The sequence below is a fragment of the Nonomuraea sp. 3N208 genome, assembly GCF_052245935.1.
In the GTDB taxonomy this organism is placed as follows: Bacteria; Actinomycetota; Actinomycetes; order Streptosporangiales; family Streptosporangiaceae; genus Nonomuraea.
Genome location: NZ_JBQQBR010000007.1, coordinates 363428 through 375406 on the forward strand (window position 1 = coordinate 363428; position 11979 = coordinate 375406).

An 11979-nucleotide genomic window follows, 5' to 3' on the forward strand; every position below is an offset into this window, starting at 1 on the left:
CGCGCAGTGCCGTCCGCGCCGGTGTGGGCGGCGGCGCTCACACGCGTGCTGTGAGCTTCGGGGTGTACGTAAGACCGCAGAAGTTCCTTCAGTGCGTCAGGATGATCGGCATGGTGCGGGCGACTGGTTGTTGGTCGGGCTGTTGCTGCTGACCACGTATCCGCGTGGCTCGGCGCGCAGCACGCCATTGGCGTCGCAGTACACCCCGCCGGCCTCGGTGGTGACGTCGCACGGGTACGGCCACGCTTGCACCGCCACGGTGAGCGGCGCGCCCGCGGAGCCGTCGCCGCTCAGGCCGCACGCCGTGCTGACGGCGCTGGCGCCCGGCACCAGCAGGCCGGCCGGGCCGCACGACAGTTGGTTGGCCGGGTCGTATGCGACGCCGGGCCCGGCCGACAGGCAGGGCCCGGCCTGGTCGCAGGTGACCGCGCCGCCTCCGCCGCTGGAGATGACGTAGGGGTTGGCGGAGCTGCCGTCGCCGGCCACGGTGACGCCGGTGCCGGCGGTGACGAGACAGGTGCAGCGGCTGGCGCCGCCGCAGCCACATCGAGCCACGAGGATCCTCCCTGTGTTCGGAGGTCTTGGCCCGGCCCATAACCAGCGGCTACGACGAGTCCATCCCCGCCCCGCGCGACGACCCAGGCGTCAGGAATCAGGAGGCGAGTAGGTCCAAGGCAAACCCTGTGATGAACAGCACCACGGCGACCTTACGGAAGGCGTGCAGTGGGCGGGCCCTATCTAGGAGATGTGTCCCTAGGTAGCCAACAGTCAGCGGCGGGATCTCGCGAACCAGACCTGGGAGCGCGAGGGCGTAGGCATCCATTGGGAGCAAAAGCCACAAAACGGCCATTACCAGCGAACTGTGGACATACAACGAAATCTCAGACTGACCCGAGACAAGAAAGAACAGGAGGCTCGCCAGGACCGCCAGCCCCGCGACGACGAACATTCTGTTCCGGCGCCGCTCTACCCGTTGAACGCCAGCTCGATCGGCTGGCGAGAAGCACTGGTCAAGGAACGTACGGATCTCAGCTTTAATGACGTTCGTTTGCTGATCGGACAGTTTCTTGCCACGACCGAAGCGCGCCACCAGTTGTTCATAGAGTGCGACGTATTCGTCTTCCGAGAACGGAGCATCCGAGAACGAAACATCTGGGCTGAAGCTGCGAGGCAGCGAGACACTGACGTACACCTCCTTCAACCCGTATTGCAACTGCCTAGTGGTCACAAAGCTCTGGTAGAGATCCCTGCGCAAGGCATGCAGCCTATACGGGCGCAACCGCGCTCGTAGATCTGCGCGACGCTTGCGCAACCGCGCGCTGGCCACTCGCCCCCTTTTACGGAGCTTGCCCGGATCAATGAGGTCGATCACTACAGCGAGCCCTGCTGCGAACTGCATGACCTTGCCGATGCGCCCCCATAAAGCGACCGGCATGTCCCACCACAAGGGCTGTGCTGCGACCGACTTTCCGTGAAACCACAGAAGCCAGAGGTCGTAGGGAAGGAAAACCACCACGAAAAGACCAGCAATGATCAGCCCGAAAATGATCAGATTGAACAGACGCCCAGATGAGATAAAGGTGGCGGTGGGCGACGGAGGGCGGGCCGAGCCGTTGAGCCATACAGGCACTGGGCAATTTTGAACTAGGTTGGCCAGCTCTGTCCATCAAACAGCGGCTGGAACGGCCGTACGGGCGACACCGGACGTGGGCCAAGGCGCCCCGAGAGCGGTGGAGGACCGACGGCGTCACCCAGCAGGCGCTCGCCGATGAGGTCGGGCTAGATGCCTGAGCACCGTCTCCCGGATCGTGCGAGGTGCAAGCGTCAGCCAAATAGCTCGACGATGACGATGCCGTTGCCGCCGGGTTCGCCGTTGACGGAGTCGCCGTAGGACAGCGCGCCCCCGGCGTCGCCGCCGCGGCCGCGCGGGGCGGTTCCGGATCCTTCGGTGGAGCGGGCGAATCCGCCATGGCCAAGGCGGGATTCACCACCCGCGCCGGACAAGCCCTGGGTGGCGCTCAGCCGGATCGCGCCGTGGCCGGCGCCGCCGCCGGAGATGTGCTGCCCGGTCCCGGCCAGCGGCCCGGGCACGCCTGAGACGGCGTCGAGCCCGGTATCCGATGTTTCGTTGGCGGTGCCGCCGTCGCCGCCCGGCGCGACTACGAACCCGCCGAACGCGAACACGGGTCGATCTGCGCGCGCAGCTCGTCAGCCTGCGTCCGTAGCGCCTGCGTGGCCGCCGAGACGGCGCCGGCCGCCGACTGCTCGGCGGGGCTGAGCTCGCGCGCCGCAGCGGCCTTGCGCCGGGCCGCCTCCGACGCCAGGTCGAACTCCCCCGACAGCTCACGCACCGTGACGATCAGGTTGTCGCTGTTGACCAGCTCCGCCTGCAGGGCGTCGACGACCGGCACGTCCCCGCGGGCGACCGAGGCCTCGATGTTGGCGTTCAGCGCGGCGTTGAGCTGGTTGAGCGCGTCCGCCTCGCCGAGCACCGCGCTCGTCACAAGTGCCGTGTCGACGCCGAGCCGTTCGGCCTGCGCCAGGACGCCGCGCCGCTCCAGCTCGTTGATCACCCACGTGCGGGTGTTGTCCGTGACGGCGCCGGTCTGCGCATCCAGCGTGCCCGTGAGCTCATCCACCCGCGCGGCGGCCTCGCGCTGCTGCTCACCGAACAGCGTCGGGGCGGTAACACCTGCGGTGATGGCGACCCCCCACGGGCCGCCGAGCAGGCCGAGAATGCCGAGAATGCCGGTCAAGCCCGAGCGCAACGCGCCGAACCCGGACGCGAGCGTTGAGACGGCGATCTGGCGCGGCAGCGACGCCATCGTCGCGCCGAACGCGGCGATCGGGCCGCGCAGAGCGACGACCGCGGCCAGGGCGAACGCGGCCGCCTGCAGCGGCCCCGGCAGCGCAGTGAACGCCGACACGGCGAGGTCGACCAGCGACACCACCGGGCTGAGCACGCCCGTCAGCAGACTCAGCCCGGACGCCAACGAGGAGAGCACGCCGAGCGCCGCCGGGCCCAGCGAGGCGAGCACCTGCAGCAGGTTCCCCACGAAGATCGCGACCGGTGGAAGCTCGACGACCAAGTCGCCGAAGGCCAGCCCGAGCGGCGCCACGGTGGAAAGGATCTCCGACAGCTCCGTGGCAAGGCTGGTCAACGCCCCCGACGAGGCGATCCGTGTCACCGCCGCGTCGACTCCGGAGAAGACGTCGATCACGCCCGGGCCAAGCGCGCGCCGCCGCGCCGATTTCGTTGATCGCGGTGACCAGCAGCGGTCCGGTGATCAGGGCCAGGTCGCCGACGATGGAGCCCAGGCTGCCGAGCTGGATGATCAGCGCGCCGAGGATGGGGCCGAGCTGGCCGCCGACCTCGCCTAGGGCGGAGAAGACCTCGACCAGCGCGGCCTGGCCCTCGGTGGACTCCACGAACGCGCGCGCCTGGTCCAGCACCCGGGCGATGACGCCCAGTGCGCTGCCGCCGGCCTGCTCGGCGGCGTCGAAGACGCCGACCAGGATGCCGCCGACGTCGCCGACGATCGCGCCGAGCTGGCGGAAAACCTCCAGCGCCCCGTAGATCCAGACAATGCCGTCCCCGGCCGCGGTAGCCCGCTCGAGGAAGCGCGAGAACCGGAGCAGGATGCCGTCCAGGGAGGCGCCGAGCCCGTCGAAGGCCGGCAGCGTGCCGACGGTGAAGTCCGTGATGGCGCGCAGCAGCCGGTCGACGGTGTTGGTGCGGATCCCGGCCAGGGTGGAGCGGACCCGTGCGAACAGACCCTCGATGAGCCCGACGCCGCTCGCGGAGCGAAGCCAGCGGGAGGTGGCCAGGGCCAGCCGCCCGAGCTCCGCGGCGCTGCCCCGCATGCCGGTGGTGAGCGGCCCTCGCAGGGCCGCCACCAGGCTCGTGATCTCCCTCCGCAGCGGCGCGAAGAAAGCGCCCTGCACGGACTGCCGGAAAGCGTCGATCTCAGGGCGGGCGGCGCGCAGCTCCCGCGCGACCGCCAGTGCCGCCGGCGCCAGCCCCTCCAGGCTCTCCTCGAACTTGGCCGCGTCCTCGGTGAGCTCGGCCTCGAAGGCCTCACCGACGCCCAGCAGCGCCAGCCGAAGCGTGCCGAGCGCGGACTGGAACAGCAGCACCCCGGCCGGCAGGGCGGCGAGGATCCCGGCGGCGGGGGCGAACGCGGCCGACAGCCCCACGGCGGCGGTCGTGGCCGAGGCCAGACCGATCGCCAGGGCGCCCAGGGCGCCCAGGGCGCCCGCGCCGACGACCAGCCGTGACAGGCCACTGGCCGACTCCTCGACCGCCTCGACGAACAGCGAGACGCCGGAGAACCCGCGGCCGAACGCGGCGCTGAGCACGCGGCCGAGCAGGCTGCCCTCGCGGACGAACCGGCCGCGGGCATCCCGCAACCGGCCATCGACGCCGCGGATGAACTGCTCGCCGGCGTTCTCGCCCTCCCGGCGCATCCGGCCGCCGGCGTCGCGGGTGGCCGATTCGATGGCCCGCTCGATGCGGCGGCCTAGACTGCGCGCCTCCGGGACGGCGCCGTCGTCCTCCAGCGAGACGCGGATACGCGCTGATCCGACAATGTCGTCGGCCACCGGGCAACCTCGCAGGAACGCGATCGGTTGCCCGGCCCAAAACCAGCGGCGATCTCCAGACTAACGGGCTGGCCGCTTACCCGACGTGAGCTGAGCGTCCTCCGCGGCCATCTGCGCGGCGAGCGTTCTGGCCTGCTCCATCGTCGTCGGCGCCGGCCCACCACCGGCGGCCCGCGCCACGCGGCCGCGCCGCGGCGTGTGCTCCGATTCGGGTGGGGCGTACAGGCGGGCGCGGTTGCGCTCCCGCTCAGCGTCATCGGCCGCGACCCAGTCAAGCAGGGCCTCGGCGACGTTCAGGAGGCGCGTGAGCGTCCAGCCGTCCGGATCGACGCCCTGGGCGCCCATTGACCGTCGAGCATGGGCCAGGCGTCGATGAGGGAGGCGCAGAGCCGCCGGATGACCCAGTAGGGCGGCCGGCGCCGTACACCTCCTCCGACATCAGCCACTGCGTGAGCTGGACCAGCGCCCGGTCGGGCAGCTGCATCGACTCAAACAGCTCGCGGGACTCCGGCAGCATCGGGTAGGCGATGAACGCGCGGACGGCGGCCCGCTCGGCCTTGATCAGCTCCATCTCGAGGCCGCGCTCGGCGACGCCGCTCATCAGGTTCGAGGAGGCGTTCTGCATGTCGGCGTACGCCTGCAGGAACTCATCTCCCGCGACCTCGGGCTGAAACAGCAGCTCCACGTCGCCCACCTCGGCGACGTGCGGCTCAGTACGGATCGCGATCACGGTTTTGGCCACGGCAAACCCCACGGTGAAGAGCGTTTGGTGCCCGGCCCACAACCAGCGGCACAGGGCCGAGCCTAGCGCCGCGGCAGGCACCCCAGGGCTAGTTGGCCCCGGGTACCGCACGCCGGAACCGGTACCAAGCGTTCGGTGCGACACTGCTCGTGATGGCTGCCGCCACGGGGCGGAAGAGCGCGCTGAGTCGGAGGTGCAGATGGACGACCACCAGAAGTCCAGACGGGATCGATGGCCCCGCGGACCAGGACGACTCACTCAGACGTGGGGAGTGGGGGAAATGCAGCGACGCCGCGGTGAGCTCGAAGCACTCTTACTGGACCGGCACGGGGATCAAGCGCTCCTGTCCGCCGAGTTTCTCAGGTCACTGAGCCTGGCGGAACTCGTAGACATGGTTGAGTCCCTCATCCCGGATCTGCCAGCAGACCTGACGCGCCCACTTGCGCCCGCACCGCCGGATCATCAATTAACCGACGCGGAGGAAGCTACGCTCCTGGAGGCCGCCCGGCCGAACGACCCTCAGAACGGTGATCACGAAGCCCAGCTGGAGCTCGGACGGCGACTCAGACGACTCGGAAGACACGATGAGGCCAGCAGATGGTTCTTCTGGGCGTCCACGGCCGGCTTTTACGATGACGGCGATCCCTACGAGCACTGACGTGTCATCGCAGTACCAGCCGAACACCCGCTGCAACGACTGCACCAGGAACGGCCGCGGGCCCGCTCTCGCCCGCACAATGCGGCCGGTGCCGCGCGGCACTCCCGTTCCCCACGATGGATCCACATCGCATACGCCACTGCTGCCACGTCTCCGAATGCACCCGCACTGACCCTGCAGTCTTCAGGCGTGTCAGTTCTCGTCTTCGGGCTTCTGATCGCTTCCCTGCTTCGACCCCTTCAAGATCGCCGCCGCGATAGCGATATATCCGAACAGCATGACGAGACCGGCGCCCACCCACGCAAGGATGCCGGCCAGACCCCCGTGCTGCTCCTGCACCGCCCGGATTGTCCGATCAGCCGAATACTTCGCGCAAGGCAGGGCAGCAGGAACGGCACGGCCTCGCCGAGGGCGGTCGCACTTCAACCGCCCGTCACTTCGAGAGCGTCTAGCGATCCTTGGTCGCTAGGAGTTCACTACCGCCACCTTGATGCTGGAGACGCGCTTGTAGCCGAACGTCCACCATGTGGTTCTTGTGGAGTCGCAGGTGGAGTAGACGCCGGTGCGCTCGACGGAGTCGTCCCAGTGCGTGATCTGGAACTGCGCCTTGGCGCAGTAGCCGGGAGCCGGACGCAGTCCGAACGCAACGTACGTGACGACGATGTAGCCGAAGTTGCCCGGCTTTTCCTTTAGCGTGCAGTCGTCAGGCAGCCGCAGGGGAATCCTTCCGAGCTTCACGCGACTCGTCGTGCATTTGATGCTGGGCGGTCCGCCTCGCCCGATCTTCACGTTTTGGGTGAAGGATCGGCCGACGATGCCCGCTGTTGTTTGGCCGTCGCGCCCGATGTAGTGCGGCCCCCACTCCCCGCGCGTCGTCACCTGCCACGCGCCACCCAGGGACGCGGCATGAGTAGGAGTGGCGTACGACGGTGCTGCTCCGGCCGTCAGGATCGGCAGGGCTGCGATCAGGGTCGCCAGGATGCGTCGACGGAATGACATATCCATCCTCTTGGAATATTGGCGTGAACGCTGACATGACCCATGTATCAACTATCGGTTGCTAATCGCTTGCATGAGGCAGTTGCACCGTAAATGGGAATGCGGGGTGAGCAGCGACGTGAACGGTTGGAGTACTGCCTCTGCTGGACTTGCCGCTGTTCACAGGCGTCACCATGGAGCGTAGTTAGCCGAACACCTGGCGCAGCGCTTCCAGTAGGAACGGACGCGGCCCTGCTCGCGCTCGCACATACTGGCCCGTGCCGCGCCGGTACTCACGGTAGCCCCGGTGGATCCACATCGCATACGCCACGGCGGCGACCACGTCCCAGGCGACCGTCGACGCCCTTATGTGCGGCCCGTCGATGTAGATCTCGCGCCGCAGCGTGCCGGTGTCCACCGGCGCCCTAACCTTGGCGATCTGCTCGACCTGCCGCACCCGGGTCTCCACCTGGCGGCCAATCTCGCCGTCCGGGCTCAGCGCCAGCCGCTTGATCGCGGCCTCGTCGATCTGGACGCTGACCCGGATGCTCACGATGCGTCGCCGGGGCAGGGGGCGCAGCCGGGAAGCGCCACGGTGACCCGGGTCTCCACACCGACGCAGCCGCCCTGCGGCCCGACGATGCGGGTGCGGCCCATGATGAAGCGGCGGCCGCGCCGCCCGGCGGTGTGGGGCAGGCAGCACATCAGCGCGCTGTAGACGGTCGCGGCGTCCACATGCACGACCCGGGCGGAGGCCTCCAGGTCCTCACACGTGGGCGGGCAGCCGCGCTCGTCGAGCGTGGGGGCGCAGCGCAGCAGCGTCACCACGATCTCGGCGGCCGTCGTCGACGGCAGACTGCAGCCAGGCGGCCGGCGCTGCGCGCGGCCGGGCTGACCGTCGTCCCACGCTGGCCCGGCGACGGTTTCTCGACCTGGCCCGCTAAACGCTCCAAGCACCAACTGAACGATGATCCCATCCTCAGGCTCATCGAGGCCATGGCCACCGACACGATCTGACAGGCACAGCCATACGAAGAGATCACTGATCGTCGGACAGGCGAGCCGCCTACTTGCCTGACAGACCTTCCCGCGGCTGACCAGCCAGTTCACTTAAAGACCCCAGACAACTGGAGAACTCCGAGCCGCGCTCAAGACCATCACCCGCCACGTCGACGACTACGCCGCACAAGCGCGGCTCCCTCGGGCGTCGTGAAACTTGACACAAACGTCCAGAAACGCGAGACCAAAGATCGCTAGTTGAGGTAATTGGCGATTGTGGTGATAGCGATGATCAACACAATGATGACGACAATCGCACCGAGCACTCCGCCGCCTCCACTACCACCGCCGCCGCGATTGCCACCGCGGAGGTCGGGGCGTTGGGGCGCGTTGTGTCGAGGACGTAGAGCACCGTTGTGGCGGTCGTGCCACCGGCTATGTGAGTCCTGAAACTTGCGATTCAGGTCATCATTCCAGGATTTGCTCGACATAACGGAAGCATGACAACGTTACCCGTGGCCGTCAGGTAGATCCACTGACATGTGGCGTCTCAGCCAGCACGGAAAGTTCCCCCTTCCGCCGACGGACGCGGGCGACGGGACGACATGCGCTCAGCGGGAACGGCCAGCCTATTTGCCTTACGTGCCTGACAAGATCATCTCGCTTTGACCTGCGGGAAGAGGCCACAACCCCAGATAACAGACGATGCCGCCCTCCATGCGGCGGCGCCACCGCAGCAGGAACGCGCGATGCTTGCCCATGTAGAGCACCTGTGGCGGCATTCGCAAGGGTTCGACATCATCCACAGTCCTACACCCTAGCTCGAGAATCTGTTCGGAAGACGGGTGGCTGGCGGGTCCTCGTCACGGTACGGGCGCTCTCACCGGCCCCGGCCACAATGACCACCACCGTGTAAGTGATGTCAAGGCGACTGGAAGAGCCGCCGCCGCAGTTCTTCCCAGCACGCCGTTCTCCAGCCGCACGACGTCGACGAGCGTCAGGAATGTCGCCGCCGGGCGGGCTCTTCAGCTTGGCGACCTCCTCCACCACGTCCCCCTCGATGAGAGTGGCGTTCCAGGCGGTCTCCTTCAGCGTGGTGGACGCGACGTACTTCAGGATGGTGTTCATCCTGACCGCGTAGTCGCCGAACTGCTCCTCCATGTGCGGCCAGACCTCCGCGTGCTGCTCGTAGCTGACCCGCCCGTACAAGAGGGCGTCGACCGAGAACAGCAGGTCCCGCGAGCGCTGCTCGAACTCTCCGGCCTACAGCTCGCCCAGCCAGCTCTGCGGCGTGCTGATCTGGCCGTCCAACGTCACCACACCCTGCTCGATGATCTTCCTCATGGTCTGCTTCCTTCCTGCCACGTTGTCGCCGTCGCTGCTTACGCGTCGACTGGGCCGGCTCAGACTCGGCAGGAGGACAAAGGATTTTCCGCGGCGATTCTGGCGCCACGCCCCTCGTCTACTACGCAGACCTCACGGTGGCTCTGGATCGGCGTACACCAACACCATTCACTTCATGCCGCGGCCCTGACTCGAACCCGTTGAAAGTGAGCAGTTGGAAGGGAGAGTGGCCCCGATGATCGAGTTCCTACGGTGGTGTGCTAACGGGGTTGTCCATCCGCTTCGGTGAACAGGTCTTGGAGAGCCTTGGCGGTGGCTGCGCGGGTGGCCCAGGTCTCGAGTCGGGCAAGGTCGGTGCAAGCGGTGATGCGGGCGCGGGCGTCCTCCGGTACCTCAAGGCCGCGGGCGGCGAGCACGAGCAGCACCATCCGGGCAGCCTCTTCCGCCTTGCCTTCCGCTACGCCACGGCCGAAGTGTTCACGGGCGAAGGGGCTGTAGACCGGCCAGTCGGTGGACGTCATGATCTCCTCCAAGAGGCGCCGGATGTCGGGCCCGGCCATGCTGTAGGCGTATTCATAGTACTTCGGAGCGTGTTCGTCGCGCATGTCGTTCAGTGCCGTGGCGAACGCCTCGACGACCTTGCGGTCACGGCCATGGACCATGACCGACATGGCCGACAGTGCCAGGTGGTCCGCCGCCTGCTGGGGGTCGGTGATGGCAGGGATGCCGTCCGGTCCCAACACCCGGGCCTGGAGCCGGTAGCCGGTCAGCCCCGACTCGATCGGCTGCGCGTAGTAGTCGGCGACCCCACGATCTGGGCAGATCACCAGCACCGTGACGTCGCAGCCCAGCATCAGCCACAGCGCGGCAGCGTAGCGGGCGAGCTGCCGGGGGGCCTTGGACTTGTCCTGCTGGATCTCCACGATGATGGCATGCACAGGGGCTTGCGGGGATCCGAGGACGAGCAGCAGGTCGGCTTCGATGTCGTCGGAACGCCGGGTGTTGAAGGTGCTGTCCTCCACGCGGATCAGCGGCGTGGCGGGCAATTGCACTCCCATGAGGTCACGCAAGATCTCCACCGCAAGTTGGGGACGGTCGGTGAACATCTTGATGAGGGCGTCATGTCGGGGGGACGGCATGTCGCTGATTGTGACACGTTAAAGACACAGGGTGATAATTATTGGATGCAGCCGGCGCGTCGTGGTCATCGTTGATCCAGCGAAAGCCAGGGCGGGAGCGACGCGATGAGTTTTCGGCGGCATCCCGGTCGTCATCTGTGAAAGACCCACAAGGAGATGATCATGGATTTCCCACAAGGGGATGTACGGCTGCTCAAGACCGACATCGCTCAGCATCTGCTTCACTCGACCATTCCGGCCCGCCTGGCCTACACGGCAATAGACGGGACGCCTCGCATAATGGCGACATGGTTCGTCTGGACAGGCGAGGAACTGGTGATGGCTACGTTCGTGCACTGCACCCCGATCGGAATCCAGCGCCCGGCGCATCGCTTGCGCGCGCTGCGCGCCAACCCGGACGTCGCCATCACCATCGACACCGAGCCCCAGCCGCCCCAGGTTCTCTTGCTCCGCGGCCGAGTCTCGATCACCGAGGTCACCGGCATGGTGCCGGAACAGGCCCAGGCGGCACGCCGATTCCTCGGCCAGGAGGGCGGCGCCGGCTACGTCGCCCAGGCCGACCATCCAGACACCAAGATGGCACGCATCGCACTGCGTCCCACCTGGGTAGGCGTCCTCGACTTCCAGAATCGGCTTCCGGAGGTCATGGGCGGGTGAAGTCGTGCCGCCCGTGGGCGCCCTCGCGCTACCCCGAACCTTCTAAGGTTGCGGTCGTGCAACGCCTTGCCGTCTTTGATCTCGATAGGTCCTGTACAGCAGGATGCGTAAGCGGTTCACGCTGGCGGAACCGATCGAGGAGCTATGGGCCGGCTACCGGCGACGCATACCTGAACTCGTACGGTCTTACTCGGGCGTATTGGCCGCGCTTGCCGAGCTACGCGCCGCTGGATGACAGGTGGGAGTTGTCACGAACCGCCTGGCGGACAGCCAACTCGGCAAGCTCCGACGGACGGGCCTGACGGGCGTGGTTGACGGCTATGCCGTGTCGGGAGTCGAGGGCGACAGAAAACCCGACCCTCGCCTGTTCCAGATGGCCGCGCGGCGCCGCGGAACCAGCCTCAGTGAGGGCGGCTGGATGGTCGGCGACAATCTCATTGCAGACATCGAAGGGGCTCAGACTGTGGGTCTTGGTGCGATCTGAGTGATCAAAGCCTTCCACGGCGGCATGCCTGACCGTGCGGAAAGGGGGATCGCGTCCGGGGGTGCGGGGACCGGCAGGCCCCCGCCTGGGGGTGTGGGGGCTTGCCCCCACAGGGCGCTGCCCGGAGCTTCCACAGCGCGTAGCGCCTCCTTGCGTAGGACCTTGCTGACCGGAAAATAAGGACCTCAGCCGGGCAGGCGGCAGCGAACCCCGGCTGGTGATCGCCGGTGGGGTTGGCCCGGGGACGGTGTCAGGCAGCCTGGGTCAGGGTGACGGTGAAGCCGAGCGCTTGGAGTTGCCGGACGTGAGTGCGGGTCTTCTTGTCCCGGTCGATCTTGTTGGCGTGGTAGTCGGCTCCCAGGTCTCGGTAGCGGGC

Annotated in this window: 16 protein-coding genes; 3 read left to right on the forward strand and 13 right to left on the reverse strand. The window is 67.4% G+C overall.

Annotation, left to right across the window (positions count from 1 at the left end; genetic code table 11):
- Positions 1-96: 96 nt before the first annotated feature.
- The 6 genes from ACTWPT_RS13470 to ACTWPT_RS13495 form a co-directional block, all read right to left on the reverse strand.
- A complete protein-coding gene (locus ACTWPT_RS13470) occupies positions 97-555 on the reverse strand; it encodes a hypothetical protein (protein WP_443177662.1) in 459 nt (152 codons plus the stop codon).
- A gap of 97 nt (positions 556-652) precedes the next feature.
- Entirely contained in the window at positions 653-1630 is a 978-nt protein-coding gene (locus ACTWPT_RS13475; protein WP_443177663.1) for a hypothetical protein, read from the reverse strand.
- A gap of 194 nt (positions 1631-1824) precedes the next feature.
- Positions 1825-2184, reverse strand: a complete 360-nt coding sequence (locus tag ACTWPT_RS13480; protein ID WP_443177664.1) for a hypothetical protein — start codon at positions 2182-2184, stop codon at positions 1825-1827.
- Positions 2160-2756: a hypothetical protein gene (locus tag ACTWPT_RS13485; protein ID WP_443177665.1), complete on the reverse strand. Its 597-nt coding sequence runs from the start codon at positions 2754-2756 to the stop codon at positions 2160-2162. The genes ACTWPT_RS13480 and ACTWPT_RS13485 overlap by 25 nt, the downstream gene beginning before the upstream one ends.
- Positions 2665-4602: a hypothetical protein gene (locus ACTWPT_RS13490; protein ID WP_443177666.1), complete on the reverse strand. Its 1938-nt coding sequence runs from the start codon at positions 4600-4602 to the stop codon at positions 2665-2667. The genes ACTWPT_RS13485 and ACTWPT_RS13490 overlap by 92 nt, the downstream gene beginning before the upstream one ends.
- A gap of 271 nt (positions 4603-4873) precedes the next feature.
- Positions 4874-5344, reverse strand: a complete 471-nt coding sequence (locus ACTWPT_RS13495; protein WP_443177667.1) for a hypothetical protein — start codon at positions 5342-5344, stop codon at positions 4874-4876.
- Between the two features lie 280 nt (positions 5345-5624).
- Here ACTWPT_RS13495 and ACTWPT_RS13500 point away from each other — a divergent pair, with 280 nt between their 5' ends.
- Complete coding sequence (locus tag ACTWPT_RS13500) at positions 5625-6002, forward strand: hypothetical protein (RefSeq protein WP_443177668.1); 378 nt, start codon at positions 5625-5627, stop codon at positions 6000-6002.
- A gap of 192 nt (positions 6003-6194) precedes the next feature.
- Here the strand turns inward: ACTWPT_RS13500 and ACTWPT_RS13505 are convergent, their stop codons facing one another.
- The 7 genes from ACTWPT_RS13505 to ACTWPT_RS13535 all read right to left on the reverse strand — a co-directional run bounded on the left by ACTWPT_RS13505 (position 6195) and on the right by ACTWPT_RS13535 (position 10462).
- On the reverse strand, positions 6195-6341 hold the full coding sequence (locus ACTWPT_RS13505; protein ID WP_443177669.1) for a hypothetical protein: 147 nt from the start codon (positions 6339-6341) through the stop codon (positions 6195-6197).
- Positions 6342-6467: 126 nt separating this feature from the next.
- Complete coding sequence (locus ACTWPT_RS13510; protein WP_443177670.1) at positions 6468-7001, reverse strand: hypothetical protein; 534 nt, start codon at positions 6999-7001, stop codon at positions 6468-6470.
- A 184-nt stretch (positions 7002-7185) separates the two neighbouring features.
- On the reverse strand, positions 7186-7533 hold the full coding sequence (locus ACTWPT_RS13515; RefSeq protein ID WP_443177671.1) for a hypothetical protein: 348 nt from the start codon (positions 7531-7533) through the stop codon (positions 7186-7188).
- Complete coding sequence (locus ACTWPT_RS13520; RefSeq protein WP_443177672.1) at positions 7530-7937, reverse strand: hypothetical protein; 408 nt, start codon at positions 7935-7937, stop codon at positions 7530-7532. The genes ACTWPT_RS13515 and ACTWPT_RS13520 overlap by 4 nt, the downstream gene beginning before the upstream one ends.
- 680 nt (positions 7938-8617) lie before the next feature.
- Complete coding sequence (locus ACTWPT_RS13525) at positions 8618-8785, reverse strand: hypothetical protein (RefSeq protein WP_443177673.1); 168 nt, start codon at positions 8783-8785, stop codon at positions 8618-8620.
- 4 nt (positions 8786-8789) lie between these two features.
- Entirely contained in the window at positions 8790-9140 is a 351-nt protein-coding gene (locus tag ACTWPT_RS13530) for a hypothetical protein (RefSeq protein WP_443177674.1), read from the reverse strand.
- Positions 9141-9583: 443 nt separating this feature from the next.
- The gene (locus ACTWPT_RS13535) at positions 9584-10462 is read right to left on the reverse strand and encodes a hypothetical protein (protein ID WP_443177675.1); all 879 of its coding nucleotides are present in this window, start codon (positions 10460-10462) and stop codon (positions 9584-9586) included.
- Positions 10463-10618: 156 nt separating this feature from the next.
- Between ACTWPT_RS13535 and ACTWPT_RS13540 the strand changes: the two genes are divergently transcribed.
- Positions 10619-11119 (forward strand): pyridoxamine 5'-phosphate oxidase family protein, encoded by a 501-nt coding sequence (locus tag ACTWPT_RS13540; protein WP_443177676.1) that lies wholly within the window; start codon positions 10619-10621, stop codon positions 11117-11119.
- Between the two features lie 238 nt (positions 11120-11357).
- On the forward strand, positions 11358-11603 hold the full coding sequence (locus ACTWPT_RS13545) for an HAD family hydrolase (RefSeq protein ID WP_443177677.1): 246 nt from the start codon (positions 11358-11360) through the stop codon (positions 11601-11603).
- Positions 11604-11979: the final 376 nt, after the last annotated feature.